Annotated in this window: 16 protein-coding genes; 11 read left to right on the top strand and 5 right to left on the bottom strand. The window is 67.3% G+C overall.

Features of this window, described 5'->3' with window-relative positions:
- Window positions 1–38: 38 nt before the first annotated feature.
- From AAW51_RS12965 to AAW51_RS12945, 5 genes are all read left to right on the top strand, one after another.
- Window positions 39–1,541 carry a protein adenylyltransferase SelO gene (locus AAW51_RS12965; protein WP_047194953.1) on the top strand — a complete coding sequence of 501 codons (1,503 nt, stop codon included), beginning with the start codon at window positions 39–41 and terminating at the stop codon, window positions 1,539–1,541.
- Window positions 1,538–1,942: a peptide-methionine (R)-S-oxide reductase MsrB gene (gene msrB, locus AAW51_RS12960; RefSeq protein ID WP_047194952.1), complete on the top strand. Its 405-nt coding sequence runs from the start codon at window positions 1,538–1,540 to the stop codon at window positions 1,940–1,942. Before AAW51_RS12965 ends, msrB begins: the two co-directional genes overlap by 4 nt.
- A 51-nt stretch (window positions 1,943–1,993) precedes the next feature.
- The gene (locus AAW51_RS12955; protein ID WP_047194951.1) at window positions 1,994–2,620 is read left to right on the top strand and encodes a septation protein A; all 627 of its coding nucleotides are present in this window, start codon (window positions 1,994–1,996) and stop codon (window positions 2,618–2,620) included.
- 2 nt (window positions 2,621–2,622) lie between these two features.
- Window positions 2,623–2,889: a BolA family protein gene (locus AAW51_RS12950; RefSeq protein WP_047194950.1), complete on the top strand. Its 267-nt coding sequence runs from the start codon at window positions 2,623–2,625 to the stop codon at window positions 2,887–2,889.
- An 86-nt stretch (window positions 2,890–2,975) separates the two neighbouring features.
- The gene (locus AAW51_RS12945) at window positions 2,976–3,785 is read left to right on the top strand and encodes a peptidylprolyl isomerase (RefSeq protein WP_047194949.1); all 810 of its coding nucleotides are present in this window, start codon (window positions 2,976–2,978) and stop codon (window positions 3,783–3,785) included.
- Between the two features lie 99 nt (window positions 3,786–3,884).
- Here AAW51_RS12945 and AAW51_RS12940 read toward each other — a convergent pair whose 3' ends face one another.
- Complete coding sequence (locus AAW51_RS12940) at window positions 3,885–4,544, bottom strand: acetyltransferase domain-containing protein (protein ID WP_238947904.1); 660 nt, start codon at window positions 4,542–4,544, stop codon at window positions 3,885–3,887.
- 215 nt (window positions 4,545–4,759) lie between these two features.
- Between AAW51_RS12940 and AAW51_RS12935 the strand changes: the two genes are divergently transcribed.
- Window positions 4,760–6,736 (top strand): peptidase U32 family protein, encoded by a 1,977-nt coding sequence (locus tag AAW51_RS12935; RefSeq protein WP_047194948.1) that lies wholly within the window; start codon window positions 4,760–4,762, stop codon window positions 6,734–6,736.
- A gap of 60 nt (window positions 6,737–6,796) precedes the next feature.
- On the opposite strand, the gene AAW51_RS12930 is transcribed toward AAW51_RS12935, so the two are convergent.
- On the bottom strand, window positions 6,797–7,621 hold the full coding sequence (locus AAW51_RS12930; RefSeq protein WP_047194947.1) for a metal-dependent hydrolase: 825 nt from the start codon (window positions 7,619–7,621) through the stop codon (window positions 6,797–6,799).
- Window positions 7,622–7,759: 138 nt separating this feature from the next.
- Here AAW51_RS12930 and AAW51_RS12925 point away from each other — a divergent pair, with 138 nt between their 5' ends.
- Together AAW51_RS12925 and AAW51_RS12920 are read left to right on the top strand one after the other, a co-directional pair.
- Window positions 7,760–8,362 (top strand): TetR/AcrR family transcriptional regulator, encoded by a 603-nt coding sequence (locus tag AAW51_RS12925; RefSeq protein ID WP_047194946.1) that lies wholly within the window; start codon window positions 7,760–7,762, stop codon window positions 8,360–8,362.
- Between the two features lie 141 nt (window positions 8,363–8,503).
- Window positions 8,504–9,097, top strand: a complete 594-nt coding sequence (locus tag AAW51_RS12920; RefSeq protein WP_047194945.1) for an NAD(P)H-dependent oxidoreductase — start codon at window positions 8,504–8,506, stop codon at window positions 9,095–9,097.
- 31 nt (window positions 9,098–9,128) lie between these two features.
- Here AAW51_RS12920 and purL read toward each other — a convergent pair whose 3' ends face one another.
- Window positions 9,129–13,121 carry a phosphoribosylformylglycinamidine synthase gene (purL, locus tag AAW51_RS12915; protein ID WP_047194944.1) on the bottom strand — a complete coding sequence of 1,331 codons (3,993 nt, stop codon included), beginning with the start codon at window positions 13,119–13,121 and terminating at the stop codon, window positions 9,129–9,131.
- A 108-nt stretch (window positions 13,122–13,229) separates the two neighbouring features.
- Between purL and map the strand changes: the two genes are divergently transcribed.
- Together map and AAW51_RS12905 are read left to right on the top strand one after the other, a co-directional pair.
- Window positions 13,230–14,054 (top strand): type I methionyl aminopeptidase, encoded by an 825-nt coding sequence (gene map, locus AAW51_RS12910; RefSeq protein WP_047194943.1) that lies wholly within the window; start codon window positions 13,230–13,232, stop codon window positions 14,052–14,054.
- 14 nt (window positions 14,055–14,068) lie between these two features.
- The gene (locus tag AAW51_RS12905) at window positions 14,069–16,693 is read left to right on the top strand and encodes a [protein-PII] uridylyltransferase (protein ID WP_047194942.1); all 2,625 of its coding nucleotides are present in this window, start codon (window positions 14,069–14,071) and stop codon (window positions 16,691–16,693) included.
- A gap of 46 nt (window positions 16,694–16,739) precedes the next feature.
- On the opposite strand, the gene AAW51_RS12900 is transcribed toward AAW51_RS12905, so the two are convergent.
- The gene (locus AAW51_RS12900; protein ID WP_047194941.1) at window positions 16,740–18,020 is read right to left on the bottom strand and encodes an acyl-CoA dehydrogenase family protein; all 1,281 of its coding nucleotides are present in this window, start codon (window positions 18,018–18,020) and stop codon (window positions 16,740–16,742) included.
- A gap of 233 nt (window positions 18,021–18,253) precedes the next feature.
- Here AAW51_RS12900 and AAW51_RS12895 point away from each other — a divergent pair, with 233 nt between their 5' ends.
- On the top strand, window positions 18,254–19,054 hold the full coding sequence (locus AAW51_RS12895) for a DUF899 family protein (RefSeq protein ID WP_238947851.1): 801 nt from the start codon (window positions 18,254–18,256) through the stop codon (window positions 19,052–19,054).
- A 60-nt stretch (window positions 19,055–19,114) separates the two neighbouring features.
- On the opposite strand, the gene def is transcribed toward AAW51_RS12895, so the two are convergent.
- Window positions 19,115–19,651: a peptide deformylase gene (gene def / locus AAW51_RS12890; RefSeq protein WP_047194939.1), complete on the bottom strand. Its 537-nt coding sequence runs from the start codon at window positions 19,649–19,651 to the stop codon at window positions 19,115–19,117.
- Window positions 19,652–19,695 lie beyond the last annotated feature (44 nt).

Here is a 19,695-nt window from a genome sequence, read left to right as displayed (position 1 = left end):
AGCTGTGCTGCATTGCGCGCCGTCGCTAAACTGGCGCGATGAACCTGCCGCCGGAGCCGCGCACCTGGCCCTCGCCCGCTGCCTTGTCGTGGGTCCATCGGTACGCCGCACTGGGCAGCGAGTTCCACACCCGATGGACGGCGCAACCGCTGCCCGATCCCTACTGGGTGTGCACCAGCGGGGCCGCGGCCGAGATGCTCGGCTGGCCCGACGACTGGGCCCAGCGCGACGACTGGCAAGCACTGCAGTGCCTGAGCGGCGGCGCCCAGTGGCCGGGGCTCGACCCGGTCGCCACGGTCTACAGCGGGCACCAATTCGGCGTCTGGGCCGGGCAGTTGGGCGACGGCCGTGCCCTGTTGTTGGGCGAAATGCAACTGGCGGATGGCAGCGGCGTCGAAGTGCAACTGAAGGGCAGCGGCCGCACGCCTTATGCGCGCATGGGCGACGGCCGCGCGGTGTTGCGCTCGTCGATCCGCGAGTTTCTGTGTTCGGAGGCGATGCACGGGCTCGGCATCCCGACGACGCGTGCGCTGTGCGTGATCGGCTCGGCGCTGCCGGTGCGTCGGGAACAGATCGAAACGGCGGCGGTGACGACGCGGCTGGCGCCCAGCTTCGTGCGCTTCGGCCACTTCGAGCACTTCGCGCACCATGAAAAGCCGCAGCAGCTGCAGCAGCTGACCGACCACGTGATCGCGTGTCACTACCCCGAATGCCGGGAGGCTGCGCAGCCGGCGGCGGCGCTGCTGGATGCGGTGACGCGGCGTACCGCCGAGCTGATGGCGCAATGGCAGGCGGTGGGCTTCTGCCACGGGGTGATGAACACCGACAACATGTCCATCCTGGGTCTGACGATCGACTACGGTCCGTTCGGGTTTCTCGACGCGTTCGACCCGGGCCACGTCTGCAACCACTCCGATCACCAGGGTCGCTACGCCTACAACCGCCAGCCCAACATCGCGTTGTGGAACCTGCACGCGCTGGGCCAGGCGCTGCTGCCGCTGATCCCCGACGCCGACGCCGCGCAGCAGGCGCTGGAGCCGTACAAGACGGTCTTTCCCGCGGCGCTGGAGCGTCGCATGCGCGACAAGATCGGCCTGCTGCAAACGCTTCCAGGCGACCGCGAACTGGTGGACGACCTGCTGCGGCTGATGGCGCAGGACCGGTGCGATTTCACCATCACGTTCCGCCGGCTCGCCGGCTTCGTCAGCACGCCGGGCGCTCCCAACGACTCCGTGCGCGACCTGTTCGTCGACCGCGCCGGCTTCGACGCCTGGGGCACCCGCTATGCCGAGCGGCTGCGCCAGGAGTCGAGCGTGGACGCCGAGCGCGGCGCGCGGATGAACCGGGTCAACCCGAAGTTCGTGCTGCGCAACCACCTGGCGGAGGTGGCGATCCGGCGCTCCCGGGCCGGCGACCACAGCGAGCTGCAGCGGCTGCTGGCCGTGCTCGAGCGCCCCTACGACGAACAACCCGAGCATGAAGCGGATGCCGGCTTTCCGCCAGAATGGGCGCAAACCATCGAGGTGTCTTGTTCATCATGAGCGACTACAAGGTCAAGAAGACCGACGAGGAATGGCGCAGCCAACTCGATCCGACCCAGTACCAGGTCACCCGCCACGCCGCCACCGAGCGGCCCTTCACCGGCAAATACTGGAACCAGACCGCCGACGGCGTGTACCGCTGCGTCTGCTGCGGTGAGCCGCTGTTCGATTCCGACACCAAGTTCGACGCCGGGTGCGGCTGGCCGAGCTATTTCCAGCCGATCGACGAGGGTGCGATCGAACGCGAGATGGATCACAGCCACGGCATGGTGCGAGTCGAGGTGAAGTGCCGGCACTGCGGCGCGCACCTAGGCCATGTCTTCGACGACGGTCCGGCGCCGACGGGCCAGCGCTACTGCATCAACTCGGCCGCGTTAGACTTCGACGAGCGCAAGGACTGAGCCGCGACGCCGGTCCCTGCTGCCCCACGTCTTCGCACCTCCCGAGATTCGATGAAGCTATTGTTCGATTTCCTGCCGGTGATTCTGTTCTTCGGCATGTTCAAGTATGCCGAGAACCGGTCCGACTGGGCCGCCACGGTCGCCACCGACTGGTTCGGCTTTCTGGTGTCGGGCGGTGTCGTCGGCCCCAAGGAAGCCCCGGTGCTGCTGGCCACGGTGGTGGTGATCCTCGCCACCGCCACCCAGATCGTCTGGCTCCTGCTGCGGCGCCGCAAGATCGACAAGATGTTGTGGGTCAGCCTGGTGCTCGTGACCGTGCTCGGCGGCGCGACCATCTGGTTCCACAGCGAAACCTTTATCAAGTGGAAGCCCAGCGTGCTGTATTGGGTGATGGGCGCCGCATTCTGGATCAGCCATACCCTGTTCCGCCGCAATTTGCTGCAGGCGTTGATGGGCACGCAGATCGAACTGCCTGCGCCGGTATGGCAGCGGCTGAACTTTGCCTGGATCGCGTTTTTCGGTCTGATGGGTCTGCTCAACATCTACGTCGCCTACAGTTATTCGACGGCGACCTGGGTCAATTTCAAACTGTTCGGCGGCATGGGCCTGATGTTGTTGTTCATGTTGGGCCAGGGTGTGTACCTGAGCCGTCACCTGAAAAACGAAGGGCAGCCCTGACGATGGCGGTGAGCGCAAGCCAGATCGAGGCCGCCCTGCGCGAGAGTTTCCAGCCCCGGCAACTCGAGGTGCAGGACGACAGCCATTTGCATGCAGGCCATGCTGGCGCCCGCGAGGGGCGGCATTTTTCGGTGCGCATCGTGAGCGAACGCTTTTTCGGTTTGTCACGCATCGCCCGACATCGCCTCGTGTATAGTTCTTTGATGCCTTTGATTCCCCAGGGCATTCACGCCCTCGCCATTCAGGCCCACGCGCCCGACGAAGTTTGATCCACAGCATCGGTGCTGCCTGCTGACGCGCAGCGCGCCACGGTGTCCAACGCTGGCATCTCCCCCCATTCCAAAGAGAGGTTTCGATGAAGAAAACGAATTTCGCGTTCGGCGCGTTGTCGCTGGCTCTTAGCGCCGCCCTGCTGGCCCCGATGGCCGCGTCGGCCCAGAACATCGCCGTCGTGAACGGCAAGTCGGTGCCCAAGGAGCGTGCCGACGCGCTGATCAGCCAGATCTCCAAGCAAGGCCAGCCGATGACTCCCGACATCGAGCGCCAGGTGAAGGACGAGGTCGTGCTGCGCGAAATCTTCATGCAGGAAGCCGAGAAGCGTGGCCTGAACGCCTCTGACAACTACAAGCAGCAGCTCGAGCTGGCCCGGCAGACGCTGCTGATCCGCGAACTGTTCGCCGACTACCAGAAGAACAACCCCGTCACCGACGCCGAGATCAAGGCCGAGTACGACAAGTTCAAGGGCCAGGCCGGCGACAAGGAATACCGCGCCCGCCACATCCTGGTCGAGAAGGAAGACCAGGCCAAGAAGCTGATCGCGCAGATCAAGGGTGGCGCCAAGTTCGAAGACCTGGCCAAGAAGAATTCGAAGGACACCGGCTCCGCCACCAATGGCGGCGACCTCGACTGGGCTGCCGCGGGCAGCTACGTGCCCGAGTTCTCGGCAGCCATGACCAAGCTGCAGAAGGGCCAGGTCACGCAAGAGCCGGTCAAGTCGCAGTTCGGCTACCACATCATCAAGCTCGAAGACGTGCGCGCCGCCCAGGTGCCGCCGCTCGAAGAGGTCAAGCCGCAGATCCAGCAGAGCCTGACCCAGCAGAAGATCGCCAAGTTCCGCGACGACCTGCGCAACGGCGCGAAGACGGACTACAAGTTCCAGCAGTGATGCGGGGCTGACGCTGTTCTCTCAAAAGGCGCCGCAAGGCGCCTTTTGCATTCCGGTGCGGCAACACGCCTTGCCTATCGCCACTGGGCACTCAACCGCTCAGCGGGTCAACCACACCCACGCCGACAGCAGCCCGATGAACACCGGCTGGTGCAGCATGTAGAAGCTCAAGCTCCAACGCCCGAGCACGGCCAACGGATGTAAACGGTCCGGCAGCGGGCCGGTCATCCAGCCGGCACGCTGCCTCAACACCCACTGCCCCGCCGCCATGCCCCACCACATCACCCCCAACCACGGCAGCAGCGGCACATAGTCTTCGGTGACCGGCTTGCGGGTCACCAGCCCGGTCCAGTTGATCCACGGCGCTTCGAAAAACCGGTGCTGCACGAACTGCGGCAACACGATGGCAACCAGGCCCAGCGGCCACAACCAGCGGCCCCAGCCCGCGGTCAGCCGCGTCAGGATCAGCATCACGGCGATGCCATGCAACACCCCGAAGTAGATATAGCTCTTCGGGAACATCACATAGGAGCCGGCAGTGACCAACAGCGCACACCCCGCCACTTGCGCCCAGCGTCGCCAGAAGCGCCGCCACCCCTGGCCCTGCTGCCACGCCACCGCCTGCCCGAGGCCGGCGCAGAACAAAAACACCGAGACGATGCAGGTGCGCTGCCAGGTCCAGACCGGGTCGGTATAGAAGTTCTGCTTGGGGATCAGGCGGAAGTAGTTGAGATCAAAACAGAAGTGGAACGCCGCCATCCACAAGATGGCCGCGGCACGCAAGGCGTCGAGCCGGTCGAAACGTGTGGCAGATCCTGGCGGCTTGGGGGCGGCGCCGGTGGCGACATCGGGGTGAGCAGCGGGAGGGGCGGCAACGTTCATCCCATCATTGTGCAGGGCCGCCGCGCTGCTTCCGCAAGCGTCTGGATACACTTGCGGATTGGCTTTTCTTCGCCGTCCCCGGCGCCGTCGCCATGACCCCCCACGACCTCCATCCGCTCGAGCTGCTGTCGCCGGCCAAGAACGCCGACATCGGCATCGAGGCCGTCAACCACGGTGCCGATGCCGTCTACATCGGCGGGCCTTCTTTCGGGGCGCGGGCGGGTGCCACCAACGAGGTGGCCGACATCGAGCGGCTGGTGAAACACGCGCACCGGTTCGGCGCCAAGATCTTCGTCACGCTCAACACCATCTTGCGCGACGACGAACTAGAGCCGGCGCGCAAGCTGATCCACCAGGTCTACGAGGCCGGGGCCGACGCGCTGATCGTGCAGGACATGGGTCTGCTCGAACTCGACCTGCCGCCGATCCAGCTGCACGCCAGCACCCAGACCGACATCCGCAGCGTCGAGAAGGCGCGCTTTCTGCAGGACGTCGGCTTTGCGCAGATCGTGCTCGCGCGCGAGCTGACGCTGCCGCAGATCCGCGCCATCGCCGCCCAGACCGACTGCGTGCTCGAGTTTTTCGTCCACGGCGCCTTGTGCGTGGCCTACAGCGGCCAGTGTTTCATCAGCCACGCGCACACCGGGCGCAGCGCCAACCGCGGCGATTGTTCGCAAGCCTGTCGGCTGCCCTACAACGTCACCGATGCGCAGGGCCGTGTCGTCGCGCACCAGAGCCACGTGCTGTCGATGAAGGACAACAACCAGGCCGACAACCTCGCGGCGCTGGTCGATGCCGGCATCCGCTCCTTCAAGATCGAGGGCCGCTACAAGGACATGGGCTATGTGAAGAACATCACCGCCCACTACCGCCGCCTGCTCGACGACCTGATGGCACAGCGCGTCGGTCTGCGGCCCGCCTCGAGCGGCCGCACGCGCCATTTCTTCACGCCCGACCCCGACCGCAATTTCAACCGCGGCTCGACCGACTATTTCGTCAACGGCCGCCAGCAAGACATCGGCGCCTTCGATTCGCCCAAACACGCCGGCCTGCCGGTCGGCTGGGTGACTCGGGTCGCGCCCGGCCATTTCGAGCTGGAGAGCACGACCGAGCTGCACAACGGCGACGGGCTGAGCTACTTCGACCTGCAGCGCGAACTGGTCGGCGTGCAGGTGAATCGCGCCGAGCGCGTCGACGGCGCGGAAGGTGCGGGCGTGTGGCGGGTGTTCCCGAACGAGCCGGTGGCGTCGCTGAAGGACTTGCGCCCCGGCACCGAGGTGCACCGCAACCGCGACATCGCCTGGGACCGCACGCTCGAGAAGAAATCCAGCGAACGCCGCATTGCGGTGTCGATGCACTTCGAGGCCTCGACCTCCGGCTGCCGGCTGCGGCTGCAGGACGAAGACGGCCACCGCGGCGAGGCCCGGCTGGCCCAGCCGCTCGCCGCTGCCAACGATCCAGCGAAGGCCGAAGCCGCGCTGCGTGAACACCTGCAGAAGCTGGGCGGCACGATCTTCGAGGCCACCGAGCTGCAGCTGCACCTGGCCGAGGTCCCCTTCTTGCCGGCCTCGGCGGTCAACCAACTGCGGCGCGACGCGGTGGCAGCGCTCGAAGCGGCCCGGGCGAACGCCTATCCGCGTCCGCTCCCCCGTGCCCGCGTCGAGCCTCCCGTGGCTTATCCCGACGACAGCCTCACCTACCTCGCCAACGTGTTCAACCACAAGGCCCGCGACTTCTACGCCCGCCATGGCGTCAAGGTGATCGACGCGGCCTACGAGTCGCACGAAGAGCTGGGCGAGGTGTCGCTGATGATCACCAAGCACTGCGTGCGGTATTCGCTGAGCTTGTGCCCGAAACAGGCCAAAGGGGTGCAGGGCGTCCAGGGCACCATCAAGGCAGAGCCCCTGACCCTCGTCAATGGCAAAGAGAAATTGACGCTGCGCTTCGACTGCAAGCCCTGCGAAATGCACGTGGTGGGCAAGATCAAGCGCTCGGTGCTCCAGCAGGTGCCGGCAGCGCCGATCACGTTCTACAAGTCGAAGCCGGACCGCCCGCCCGCGGCCCGCTGAAGCGCGGCGCGGCGGATTTGCCGCGGCAAGCGAGGAAAGCCGCCGCCGCCACAGGCCTCATCAGCGCCCCTGCCCCACCACCGTGTACTGCTGCGCATGCGCTTGCAGCCAGCGCCGCGACAAATCGCTTTCCTGCTGCGCCGGGTGGAAACCCTCGGACTTGTAGGCGCGCCACGGCGCACGCGTCAACCGCACCATCCCCACCGGCCCGAACAGGAAGTCGGCGGCGCTCTTCCAGGTGCGCCACTTGAACAACTGACTGTCGCGCCACAGGTTGCGCGCCGTCTGCCGCAAGACATCCACGATGAAATACAGGGTGATGAGATGGAACCAGCGCATGCGCCATTTGTGGTTGCCACCGAGCGCCTGGTAGAGGTCGAAGGCCGTGCTCTTGTGCTCCGACTCTTCGGCCGCATGCCACATCCACATCGTCTTCAGACGCGGCTCGTCGTCGCCGATCACCTCCGGGTGGGCCAGCAGGAACTCGGCCAGGATGGCGGTGAAATGCTCGTAGGCCGCGGTGACCGCCAGGTGATGCCGCACTTCCAGCCCCTTCATGCGCTCGATGCGCTTCTTAGCCCGGCCGGCCCAGGTGTTGCGGTAGCCCTGACGTTCGAGATGGCCGTTGTACAAGCCGTGGATGCGCCGGTGGGTGGCCTCCTGCCCGACGAACCCCTGGACTTCGCGCTCGAAGCGCTCGCGCTGCGCCGGCGGGAGCGCCTTCAGGCCGCTGCGCACCGAATCGATGAAAAACTGCTCGCCGACCGGGAAACTCATCGACAAAGCGTTGAGAAAAGCGGTACGGAAGGGGTCACCCCCGTTCCAGTAGCGCACGAACGGCTGCTCCAGGTCGATCAACAGACGACGCACCACCAACTCGGTCATCACGCACTCCTCGTTCTCTAAATCTAGCGCGCCGGCGCGGGCGACACCCGGTACCTATCAGTACCAACGAGATCTACTCTGCCAAGCGGTCGTGGTACTGTCAAGTACCAGCGAGGAGGGGAATTACAGTTCGAAGCGATGGGGAACAGCAAAGACATCGAACCAGTGCTCAACGAACACAAGACGCGCCTGATGGAAGCGATGGCGGCCTGTGTTGCCGCCAGGGGCTACGCCGACACCACCATTGCCGACATCGCGGCCGAAGCGAGGGTCTCGAAACGCACCTTCTACGAACACTTCGACAGCAAGCCCGATTGCCTGGTGGCGCTGTACGAGTCCGCCAGCGAGCAGGCCTTGTCGGTGCTCCGCGCCACGGTCGATCCTCAGCGCGACTGGCATGTGCAGGTCGAACAGGCGGTCGGCGCCTACTTGGGCGCGCTGGCGTGCAACCCGCTGCTGCTGCGCACGTTGTTCATCGAAATCCTCGCGCTCGGCACCCGCGGCCTGCGCGCCCGCAGGCGCACGCACCAGGCGCTGGCCGACTTCATCGTGGCGGTGGTCAACGGCTCGACGGGCGAAGCACCCTCCCCCGGCCTGGGCGACGCGACGGCGACCGCGCTGGTCGGCGCGATCCATGAATGGGTGCTGCAGGCCATCGAGAATGACCGGGTGCCCGAGCTGCAGACGCTGACAGCGCCGGCGTCGCGGCTCATCCGGGCGGTGATCGACGCCCATTTGTAGGGCGGGAGTCGGCCACCGAGGGCGTGTGACGGCAGCGGGCAGCCGCCACGGCTCGATCCACGGCGGCTCCGGCTTGCGTTAAGTCAAGCCGCCCCGCGCGGCGACCGGGAAGATCAACAGCGCCCGCTCGAGGAGGCCGTCATGCACAAGAAGCGCATCCTGCTGATCCAGGGTCACCCCGATCCCCACGCCGCCCACTTCTGCCATGCATTGCAGCAGGCCTACGCCGAAGGCTGCGCCGAGGCCGACCACGAGTTGCGGCACGTGCCGGTGGCCAGCCTCGACTTTCCACTGTTGCGCAGCCAGCAGGAATGGGAAAACGAGGCCTGTTTGCCCCCAGCGCTGGCGCCGGTGCAGCAAGACATCCTGTGGGCCGAGCATGTGGTGTTGGTGTTCCCGCTGTGGCTGGGCGACATGCCGGCCTTGCTGAAAGGCTTTCTGGAACAGGTGGCCCGGCCCGGCTTCGCGGTACCGGCCGATCGCCGCAACCCGCTGACGACCAAGCTGCTGGCGGGCCGGTCGGCCCGGGTGGTGGTCACGATGGGCATGCCAGCACGTGTCTACCGCTGGTTTTTCGGCGCCCACAGCGTCAAGGCGCTGGAGCGCAACATCCTCGCCTTCGTCGGCTTCGCGCCGGTGCGCGAAACGCTGATCGGCTCGGTCGACGCGATGGACAGCGCCGACCGTGCCGAATGGGTGGCCAAGCTGCGCGCCCTGGGGCGCGCAGGCGGTTGAACTCAGCCGGCCGCGGCAGCGACTGAGCGCGTCACCCCACCCACTTGCGCGCGTTGCGGAACATCCGCATCCACGGGCTGGCCGCGCTCGGGTCACCGCCGCTCCAGCTCATCTGCACGTTGCGGAACACCCGCTCGGCGTGCGGCATCAGCACCGTGAAGCGCCCGTCGGCCGTGGTCACCGCGGTCAGACCGCCGGGGCTGCCGTTGGGGTTCGCCGGGTAGTTTTCGGTCGCCAGGCCGTGATTGTCGACAAACCGCATCGCGCGCACCACCTGGTCGGGGTTGCCGCGCTGCGAGAAATCGGCGTACCCCTCGCCATGCGCGACGGCCACCGGCAAGCGGCTGCCGGCCATGCCCGCGAAGAAGACCGACGGGCTGTCGAGCACCTCGACCAGGCTGAGCCGGGCCTCGAACTGCTCGCTCTTGTTGCGGGTGAACTTGGGCCAGGCCTGGGCGCCGGGGATGATGGGCGCCAACGCCGCCATCATCTGGCAGCCGTTGCACACGCCCAGCGCGAAGGTGTCGCTGCGGCCGAAAAACGCCGCGAACTGCTCGGCCAGCCGCGGGTTGAACATGATCGAGCGCGCCCAGCCCTCGCCGGCGCCCAGCGTGTCGCCGTAGCTGAAGCCGCCGCAGGCGACCACACCCTGGAACTGGTCCAGCCGGGCGCCGCCGCTTTGCAGATCGCTCATGTGCACGTCGTGCGCGTCGAAGCCGGCCTGCGACATCGCATAAGCCATCTCGAGATGCGAGTTGACGCCCTGCTCCCGCAGGATCGCCACCTTGGGCCGCGCCTTGCCGATGAAGGGCGCGGCGACGTTCTCGTTCGGGTCAAACGTGAGGGACAGGTGCAGGCCCGGGTCGTCCTCGCGCAGCACCGCGTCGCGCTCGCTGTCGGCGCAGACCGGGTTGTCGCGCAGCCGCGCGATGCGCCACGACACGTCGTCCCAGGCCTTCAGCAACTCGGTCAACGGCGCCGAGTACTGCACCTTGGTGTCGCGCCAGACCTCGACCACGCGCCGGTCGTTGGGCTTGCCGATCACATGGCTGTGGCGCGACAGGCCGAACTCGCGCAGCGTCTGCAGCACTTCGTCGCGCTGCCCGGCGCGCACCTGCAGCACCACGCCGATTTCCTCGGCGAACAGCGCGCGCAGCGTCAGCTCGTGCCGGCGTGCGACCACCTGGGTGGCCCAGTTCTTAGAATCGCCGTATTCGGCCCGACTGTCGGCGATGCCGTCGCCTTCGGTGACCAACATGTCGACATTGAGCGAAACGCCGCAGCGCCCGGCGAACGCCATCTCGCACACCGCCGCCCACAGGCCGCCGTCGGAGCGGTCGTGGTAGGCCAGCAGCTTGTCTTCACGGCGCAGGCGGTTGACCGCCTCGACCAGCTGCTTCAGCAGCGCGGCGTCGTCCAGGTCGGGCACCGCGTCGCCGGGCTGGCCCAGCACCTGGGCCAGCATCGAGCCGCCCAGGCGGTTGCGGCCCTGCCCCAGATCGACCAGGATCAGCGTCGTATCGCCGGCATCGGTGCGCAACTGCGGGGTCAGGGTGCCGCGCACGTCGGCCAGCGTCGCGAAGGCCGAGACGATCAGCGACACCGGGGCGGTGACCTGCTTTTCGGTCTCGCCGTCGCGCCAGCGGGTGCGCATCGACAACGAATCCTTGCCCACCGGCACCGAAATCCCCAGCGCCGGGCACAGCTCCATGCCCACCGCCCGCACCGTCTCATAGAGCGCCGCGTCTTCGCCGGCCTCGCCGCAGGCGGCCATCCAGTTGCACGACAGCTTGACGCGCGGCAGCTCGATCGGCGCCGCCAGCAGGTTGGTGATGGCCTCCGCCACGGCCATCCGGCCGGAGGCCGGCGCGTCGAGGCTGGCGAGCGGCGTGCGTTCGCCCATGCTCATCGCCTCGCCGCGGAAGCCGGCGTAGTCGGCTAGGGTCACGGCGCAGTCCGCCACCGGCACCTGCCACGGGCCCACCATCTGGTCGCGATGGTTCAGGCCGCCCACGGTGCGGTCGCCGATCGTGATCAAAAAGCGCTTGCTGGCCACCGTCGGGTGGCGCAGCACGTCCAGGGCCACCTGCGCCAGCGGCACGTCGGCCAGCGCCAGCGGCGCGCCGTGGCGTTCGATGCGCTGCACGTCGCGGTGCACCTTGGGCGGCTTGCCTAGCAGCACGTCCATCGGCATGTCGATCACACGTTCGCCGCCCGGCCCGTCTTCCAGCACCAGTTCCTTGTCGTCGCTGGCCACACCGATCACGGCGTACGGGCAGCGCTCGCGCCGGCACATCGCGTCGAACAGCGGCAGGGCCTCGGGCGCCACCGCCAGGACGTAGCGCTCCTGGCTCTCGTTGCACCAGATTTCCTTGGGCGCGAGGCCGCTTTCTTCCAGCGGCACCTTGCGCAGGTCGAAGGTGGCACCCTTCTCGGCGCCGTCGACCAGCTCGGGGAAGGCGTTCGAAATGCCCCCGGCGCCGACGTCGTGGATCGCGAGGACCGGGTTTTGTTCGCCCAGCGACCAGCAGTGGTTGATGACCTCCTGCGCACGCCGCTGGATCTCGGGGTTGCCGCGCTGCACCGAGTCGAAATCGAGCTCGGCGGCATTGACGCCGGCCGCCATCGAGCTGGCCGCGCCGCCGCCCATGCCGATGCGCATGCCGGGCCCGCCCAGCTGGATCAGCAGCGTGCCGGCGCCGAACGGCAGCTTGTGCGTCTGGCCGTCGGCGATGCTGCCGATGCCGCCGGCGATCATGATCGGCTTGTGGTAGCCGCGGCGCACGCCGTCGACCGTCTGCTCGTAGACGCGGAAGTACCCGCCCAGGTTGGGCCGGCCGAACTCATTGTTGAAGGCGGCGCCGCCGAGCGGCCCGTCGATCATGATCTGCAAGGCGCTGGCGATGTGCTCAGGCTTGCCGTAGGGCTCGCGCTCCCAGGGCTCCGAGGTGCCGGGCAGGTGGAGGTTGGACACCGAAAAGCCCGCCAGACCGGCCTTGGGCTTGGCGCCGCGGCCGGTCGCGCCTTCGTCGCGGATCTCGCCGCCGGCCCCGGTGGAGGCACCGGGAAAGGGCGAAATCGCGGTCGGATGGTTGTGCGTCTCGACCTTCATCAGCACATGCGCCACTTCAGGCCGCGCGCCGTAGGCCGGGGCGTTCAGGTAACCCTGCGGCGCCCAGCGCTCGATCGGGCCGCCTTCCATCACCGCCGCGTTGTCGGAATAGGCCACCACGGTGTGCTGGGGCGCCAGCTGGTGGGTGTTGCGGATCATCTGGAACATCGAGCGCTCTTGCTCGACGCCGTCGATCGTGAAGCGCGCGTTGAAGATCTTGTGGCGGCAGTGTTCGCTGTTGGCCTGGGCGAACATCATCAGCTCGACGTCGCTGGGGTTGCGCTTGAGCGCCGTGAAGGCCTCCACCAGGTAGTCGATCTCGTCGCCCGACAGCGCCAGGCCGAAATCGCGGTTGGCGGCTTCCAGCGCCGCCCGGCCCTGGCCCAGCACGTCGACATGCTGCATCGGCTTGCCCGGCTGCTCGTCGAACAGATGGCCGGCGCCCCCGCGCTCGAACAGCACGCTCTCGGTCATGCGGTCGTGCAACAGGCGCGCGGCGGCCTCCAGTTCGGCCCGTTCCAGCCGTTTGACGCCGCCGAGCAGGCCGGTCTTGACCGTCAACCGATACTCGGTGACACGCTCGACCCGCTTGATCGCCAGCCCGCAGTTGTGCGCGATGTCGGTCGCCTTCGACGCCCATGGCGACACGGTGCCCAGGCGCGGCGTCACCACGATCAGCTCGCCATCGGCGGCGCCGGCATAGGGTTCGCCGTAGTTCAGCAGCGCCGCCAGCTTGTCCTGTTCGGCCGTCGCCAGCGGCTGCGGCGCCCACACCCAATGCACAAAACGGGCCGAAACGGCGGTGATGCGCGGCGATACCGCCTGCAACTGCGGCAACAAGGCCTGGGCTCGGAACGCGGAAAGGGCATTGCCGCCCTCGAAATGGAAGAGGTGGTGGGCTGTCGCGGTCACGCTGGAACTCGGATGGGGGGTGGAGGCGGTGGGGCAAGCCCACGGAGCTGGCGATTTTACCGGGCGCCGGGCTGCAGCCCCCGCCCGCGCCTGAGATAATCCCGCCCCATGAGCATCACGATCAAATCCGGCAGCGACATCGACGGCATGCGCCTGGCCGGGCGCCTGGCCTCTGAAGTGCTGGATCACCTCACGCCGCACGTCAAGCCGGGCGTCACCACCGAATACCTCGACAAGCTGGCGCACGACTACATCGTCGACGTCCAGGGGGCCGTGCCGGCGCCGCTGAACTACGCGCCGCCCGGCTACACGCCCTACCCGAAGTCGATCTGCACCTCGATCAACCACCAGATCTGCCACGGCATCCCGAACGACCGGCCGCTCAAGAGCGGCGACATCGTCAACATCGACGTCACCGTCATCAAAGACGGCTGGCATGGCGACACCAGCCGGATGTTCATCGTCGGCGACGCGTCGATCCAGGCCAAACGCCTGTGCCAGATCACCTTCGAGGCGATGTGGAAGGGCATTTTGAAGGTCAAGCCGGGCGCCCGCCTGGGTGACATCGGCCACACCATCCAGACCTTTGCCGAGAACGCCGGCTTCTCGGTGGTGCGCGAGTTCTGCGGCCACGGCATCGGGCGCAAGTTCCACGAAGAGCCGCAGGTGCTGCACTACGGCCGGCCCGGCACGCTCGACGAGTTGAAGCCCGGCATGGTGTTCACGATCGAGCCGATGATCAACGCCGGCAAGCGCGAAATCCGCGAGATGCCCGACGGCTGGACCATCGTCACCAAGGACCGTTCGCTGTCGGCCCAGTGGGAGCACACGGTGCTGGTCACCGAGTCCGGCTTCGAGGTGCTGACGCTGTCGGCCGGATACCCACCGCTGCCTGAGTTCGTCACTGCGGCCTTGGCGGCGCCGGCCGCCTGAGCGGCCCTGTCCGCATGGCCGCCCTGCCCCACGAGCCCGCCGGCCCGGCCCCCGGGCTCGCCAACGTTTCCGACCTGCGCAGCCGCTTCCGCAAAGGCAAGGCCGACATCCTGGAGGTGTTCCGCCAGGCCCGCCCGAGCGCCGCGGCGGCGCGCCGGCTGCTGAAAAGCCTGAGCCGCCACGTCGACGAGACGCTGCAAGGCCTGTGGGAGCATGCCTACCTGCCCAAGGGCGCCGCCCTGCTGGCCGTCGGCGGCTACGGCCGCGGCGAGCTGTTTCCGTATTCGGACGTCGACGTGCTGGTGCTGCTGCCGACCGACACCTCGCTGACCCACGACGCCAATGCCGCGCTGAAATCGGGCATCGAAGGTTTCATCACCGCGTGCTGGGACATCGGCGTCGAAATCGGCTCCAGCGTGCGCACGGTGGCCGAATGCCTGGAAGAGGCCGAGCGCGACGTGACGGTGCAGACGGCCTTGCTGGAATCGCGCTTCCTGTGCGGCGCCAAGCCGGTGTATCAGCAGTTCCGGCGCGCCTACGAGCGCCAGCTCGACCCGCGCGCCTTCTTGCGCGCCAAGACGCTGGAGATGCGCCAGCGCCACCAGAAGTACGAAGACACGCCCTATTCGCTCGAGCCCAACTGCAAGGAAAGCCCGGGCGGTTTGCGCGACCTGCAGGTGGTGATGTGGGTGGCGCGCGCCGCCGGCCTCGGCAAAACCTGGACCGAGCTGGCCACCCGCGGCCTGGTGACGCCGTTCGAAGTCAAGCAGCTGCAGCGCAACGAAGGCATGCTGAAGCTGATCCGCGCCCGGCTGCACCTGATCGCCGGCCGGCGCGAAGACCGGCTGGTGTTCGACCTGCAGACCTCGGTGGCCGAGAGCTTCGGCTACCACGGCACCAAGGCGCGGCGCGCCTCCGAAGCGCTGATGCACCGCTATTACTGGGCCGCCAAGGCGGTGGCGCAGCTGAACCAGATCCTGATGCTCAACATCGAGGAACGCATCAACGGCTCGCAGGATGCGCCGATGCGCCCGATCACCGAGCAGTTCTTCGACCGCGGCGGCATGCTGGAAGTGGCGAGCGACGACCTCTACGAGCAAGACCGCCACGCCATCCTGCGCACCTTCTTGATCTACCAGCAGACGCCCGGCGTCAAGGGGCTGTCGGCGCGCACGCTGCGGGCGCTGTACAACGCCCGCGAGCTGATGGACGGCGAGTTCCGCCGCGACCCGGTCAACCGGCAGACTTTTTTGCAGATCCTGAAGGAACCGCTGGGCCAGACGCACGCGTTCCGGTTGATGAACCAGACCAGCGTGCTGGGGCGCTACCTGTGGGTGTTCCGGCGCATCGTCGGGCGCATGCAACATGACCTGTTCCACGTCTACACGGTCGACCAGCACATCCTGATGGTGCTGCGCAACGTGCGGCGCTTTTTCGTGCCCGAGCATGCGCACGAATATCCGTTCTGCTCGCAGCTGGCGGCGCAGTTCGAGAATCCGTATGTGCTGTACGTGGCGGCCCTGTTCCACGACGTCGCCAAAGGCCGCGGCGGCGACCACTCCGATCTCGGCGCCGAGGAAGTGCGGCGTTTTTGCCGCGACCACGGCATCCCCAAGGAAGACGCGCGCCTGATCGAGTTCCTGGTGCTGCACCACCTGACGATGTCGCGCATCGCGCAGAAGGAAGACCTGAGCGACCCGGACGTGATCCAGGCCTTCGCCGACAAGCTGGGCGACCAGCGCTACCTGACGGCGCTGTACCTGCTGACCGTGGCCGACATCCGCGGCACCAGCCCCAAGGTCTGGAACGCCTGGAAAGGCAAGCTGCTCGAAGACCTGTACCGGCTGACCTTGCGTGCGCTGGGCGGCGCCAAGCCCAATCTGGACACCGAGATCGAGGCCCGCAAGCAGGAAGCCCTGCACACGCTCAACCTGTATTCGATGCTGCCCGGCACCCAGGAGGCGCTGTGGAAGACGCTCGAGCTGAGCTACTTCGCCCGCCACGACGCCGGCGACATCGCCTGGCACACCCGCTCGTTGTGGCGCTATATCGCCACCGACAAACCAGTCGTGCGGGCCCGTTTGTCACCGGTCGGCGAAGGCCTGCAGGTGCTGGTGTATGCGCCCGACCGGCCCGACCTGTTCGCCCGCATTTGCGGCTACTTCGATTCGGCCGGCTTCAGCATCCTGGACGCGAAGATCCACACCACCAAGACCGGCTACGCGCTCGACACCTTCCAGGTCATCTCGCCGCAGCTCGACCACCACTACCGCGATCTGATCTCGCTGGTCGAAAACCAGCTCGGGCTGGCGCTGGTGGCCGAAGGCCCCTTGCCCGACACCGGGCGCGGGCGTTTGTCGCGCCGGGTCAAGTCGTTCCCGGTGCAGCCGCGGGTGATGTTGCGACCCGACGAGCGCGGCCAGCGCTGGCTGCTGAGCGTGTCGGCGAGCGACCGTTCGGGTCTGCTGTATTCGATCGCGCGGGTGCTCGCGAAATACGGCGTGAACCTGCAGCTGGCCAAGGTCACGACGCTCGGCGAGCGGGTCGAGGACACCTTCTTGATCGACGGCCCGTCCTTGCGGCAGTCGCGCGTGCAACTGGACATGGAGTCGGACCTGCTGGACGCGCTGGCGTCGTGAGCGCGTGCGCCGGGTCAATGCTCGAGGGCGTGCAGGGTCGCCGCCCTCAGACGCCCTGCGGCGCCGGCATCCAACGCCGCAGATGCAGCGCATTGCGGCCGCGCTGCGCCTTGGCCTTCGACAGCTCGTCGCGTGCGATGGTGCGCAGGTGCACTTCGTCCGGCCCGTCGAGGAAACGCAGCGCGCGCCCCCAGCTCCACAGTCGGGCCAGCGGCGTGTCGGGCGTCAGCCCCATCGCGCCGAAGACCTGCATGGCCCGGTCGAGCACCCGCGTTTGCAGCTGCGCGGCGACAAGCTTGATGGCAGAAACATCGGTGCGTGCCGCGGCCAGCCCTTCACGATCCATCCGCCATGCGGCGCGCAACACCAGCAAGCGCGCCTGGTCGATCTCGACACGGCTCTGAGCGATCCAGTCCTGCACGTTGGCGAAATCGCCGATGCGCTGGCCAAACGCCTTGCGCTCGAGCGCCCGCTCGCACATCAGCTCCAATGCCAGCTCGCATTGGCCGATCGTGCGCATGCAATGGTGCACCCGGCCCGGGCCGAGCCGCGCCTGCGCCATCGCGAACCCCGCCCCCTCCTGCCCCAACCGCTGCTGCAGCGGCACGCGCACATCGCGGAACACCAACTCGCAGTGGCCTTCGATCGCTTGGTGATCCATCACCGGGATGTTGCGCTCAACGGTCAGGCCGGGCGTGTCCATCGGCACCAGGACGACGCTGTGCTGTTGATGCGAGGATGTGCCACCGCCTGCCGTGTCGGCAGCGTCGTTCCGCCCCATCAGCACGACCAGGCGGCACTTCGGATGTGCGGCGCCCGTGATGAACCACTTGCGGCCGTTGATCACGTAGTGGTCGCCCTCGCGCGTGATGCGCGTTTGCATGTTGGTGGCGTCAGACGACGCGACGTCGGGCTCGCTCATCGCGAAGCACGAGCGGATCTCGCCGCGCAACAAGGGGTCGAGCCAGGCCTCGCGCTGCTCGGCCGTGGCGAACAGCTGCAGCAATTCGATGTTGCCGCTGTCGGGCGCATTGCAGTTGAAGACCTCGGCCGACCACGGCACCCGGCCCATGGTCTCGGCCAGTGGGGCGTAATCGAGGTGATCCAAACGCGTGCCGGGCTGGTCGTCACGCAGGCTGGGCAGGAACAGGTTCCACAGGCCCAGGTCGCGAGCCTGGTCCTTGAGCGGTTCGATGACGTCGCTCGGGTAGACCCCGGCATCGGCATAGCGGTGCCAGTCGCTGCAAGAGGGCAGCACGAGGTCGTCGATGAACCGCTGCAGGCGGGGCTGCAGTGCTTGCGCGCGGGGGGTGAGGGCGAAGTCCATGGGCGTGTGCGCGTCTGTCGGGGCAGTGGAGGTTCGAGCCCATTCTGGGCAGCACCGAGGGCGGGCCCTGTCGCGTGCGGGACCTGGAGGAGCGCAACATTGATCAGCGTCAAACAGCGGCCCAAGGCGGGCACCGCGGGGATCGCGCGCTTGCCCGTTGTGCTGTGCCGAACCCGGAGCCTAGCTACTACCGTCAAGAGCCGACGTTGCGATGATCAACCAATCACTGCATCATGGCCGCGAACGCCCGGACGCCACAGGATGCGAAGGAGCAACCGATGAGCATTTGTTTCCCGAACGAATCGGCGGAATACCGCGCGGCACGCCATCAGTTGCTCTCCCGTGAGCTCGATCTGCGCCGGCAGATGGAGGCGGTCGCGGCGCAACTGCGGTCACTGCCCGATGGGGGCCAGGTGCCGGAGGACTACGTCTTCCAGCGGCTTGGAGCCTCAGGCTCGCCGGAGGACGTGAGGATGTCCGAGCTGTTTCGCGGCGGGGACACGCTGATGATCTATCACTACATGTTCCCTCGCCACTCGCAGGACCCGCGCCCAGGCCCCACGAAAGGCTCAATGGCGACCGCGCCGCTCACCGAGGGGCCTTGCCCGTCGTGCACGGCGCTCGTCGACATGTGGGAAGGCACGATGCCGCACTTCGAAGGTCTGGGCGGCAATCTTGCGATCGTTGCCAAAGCGCCGATCGAGCAAGTGGCAGCCTTCGCACGCGACAAGGGTTGGAAGAACGTTCGTTTGCTGTCCGCTGGCGCAAGCCGGTTTCGCAAAGACTATGGCGGCGATGACGCGCAAGGCGAACCGGTCCCGATCATGACGGTGTTCAAGCGGTCGCCTGACGGAACGATGCGCCTGCATTGGGCCAGCGAGCTTGTCTTCGAGCCGGCGGACCCCGGGCAGGACATGCGACATCTCGGCACCGTGGAGCCCTTGTGGACGCTGTTCGACTTGACGCCCGGCGGGCGCCCAGCCGCGGACGAACAACTGGAGTACGGCTGCTGCGCGAAAAACGCCGGCAGATAGTGCGGCGGGCGGAACGGGCAAGCGGGTGTGCAGGGCCTTGGTGCCTGCAAAGCCGCGACCTCAGTCGTCGCCGCTCGCATCCAACCCCGGAAACAGCACCGAGGTGTAGCCGAAGCGGCTGAAATCGCGGATGCGCATCGGGTAGAGCTTGCCGATCAGGTGGTCACATTCATGCTGCACCACCCGCGCGTGAAAGCCCTCGGCTTCACGCTCGATCTTGCCGCCGCGCACGTCGAAACCGCTGTAGCGGATGCGCTTGTAGCGTGGCACCACACCGCGCAACCCGGGCACCGACAAGCAGCCCTCCCAGCCCTCTTCTTCTTCGGCGTCGAGCGGCTCGATGCGCGGGTTGAGCAGCACCGTCTCGGGCACCGGGGGCGCGTCGGGGTAGCGCTGGTTGCTGCCGAAGCCGAAGATGACCAGGGCCAGGTCGACGCCGATCTGCGGTGCGGCGAGCCCGGCACCGTTGACGGCGTGCATGGTTTCGAACATGTCGGCCACCAGGGCGTGCAGCTCCGGCGTGTCGAACTGCGTCACCGGCGGCGCCACGCGCAGCAGGCGCGGGTCGCCCATCTTCAGAATCTCTCGGATCGCCATCGTGTTCCTCTCGCTTCCAACCTTGCGCCGCCCGAGGCCGCACA

This window comes from Caldimonas brevitalea (assembly GCF_001017435.1).
Classification (GTDB): Bacteria; Pseudomonadota; Gammaproteobacteria; order Burkholderiales; family Burkholderiaceae_C; genus Caldimonas; species Caldimonas brevitalea.
The sequence above is the reverse complement of the archived record's forward strand: the minus strand, read 5'-3'. Positions and strand labels throughout refer to the sequence as shown.

Coding starts and splice junctions, on each gene's coding strand:
- AAW51_RS12940 (WP_238947904.1), bottom strand. CDS start 4,544: ATGGCGGCGTTCCACTTCTGTTTTGATCTCAACTACTTCCGCCTGATC.
- AAW51_RS12955 (WP_047194951.1), top strand. CDS start 1,994: ATGAAGCTATTGTTCGATTTCCTGCCGGTGATTCTGTTCTTCGGCATG.
- AAW51_RS12935 (WP_047194948.1), top strand. CDS start 4,760: ATGACCCCCCACGACCTCCATCCGCTCGAGCTGCTGTCGCCGGCCAAG.
- AAW51_RS12950 (WP_047194950.1), top strand. CDS start 2,623: ATGGCGGTGAGCGCAAGCCAGATCGAGGCCGCCCTGCGCGAGAGTTTC.
- def (WP_047194939.1), bottom strand. CDS start 19,651: ATGGCGATCCGAGAGATTCTGAAGATGGGCGACCCGCGCCTGCTGCGC.
- AAW51_RS12925 (WP_047194946.1), top strand. CDS start 7,760: ATGGGGAACAGCAAAGACATCGAACCAGTGCTCAACGAACACAAGACG.
- AAW51_RS12900 (WP_047194941.1), bottom strand. CDS start 18,020: ATGGACTTCGCCCTCACCCCCCGCGCGCAAGCACTGCAGCCCCGCCTG.
- msrB (WP_047194952.1), top strand. CDS start 1,538: ATGAGCGACTACAAGGTCAAGAAGACCGACGAGGAATGGCGCAGCCAA.
- map (WP_047194943.1), top strand. CDS start 13,230: ATGAGCATCACGATCAAATCCGGCAGCGACATCGACGGCATGCGCCTG.
- AAW51_RS12905 (WP_047194942.1), top strand. CDS start 14,069: ATGGCCGCCCTGCCCCACGAGCCCGCCGGCCCGGCCCCCGGGCTCGCC.
- AAW51_RS12930 (WP_047194947.1), bottom strand. CDS start 7,621: ATGACCGAGTTGGTGGTGCGTCGTCTGTTGATCGACCTGGAGCAGCCG.
- AAW51_RS12920 (WP_047194945.1), top strand. CDS start 8,504: ATGCACAAGAAGCGCATCCTGCTGATCCAGGGTCACCCCGATCCCCAC.
- AAW51_RS12965 (WP_047194953.1), top strand. CDS start 39: ATGAACCTGCCGCCGGAGCCGCGCACCTGGCCCTCGCCCGCTGCCTTG.
- AAW51_RS12945 (WP_047194949.1), top strand. CDS start 2,976: ATGAAGAAAACGAATTTCGCGTTCGGCGCGTTGTCGCTGGCTCTTAGC.
- AAW51_RS12895 (WP_238947851.1), top strand. CDS start 18,254: ATGGCCGCGAACGCCCGGACGCCACAGGATGCGAAGGAGCAACCGATG.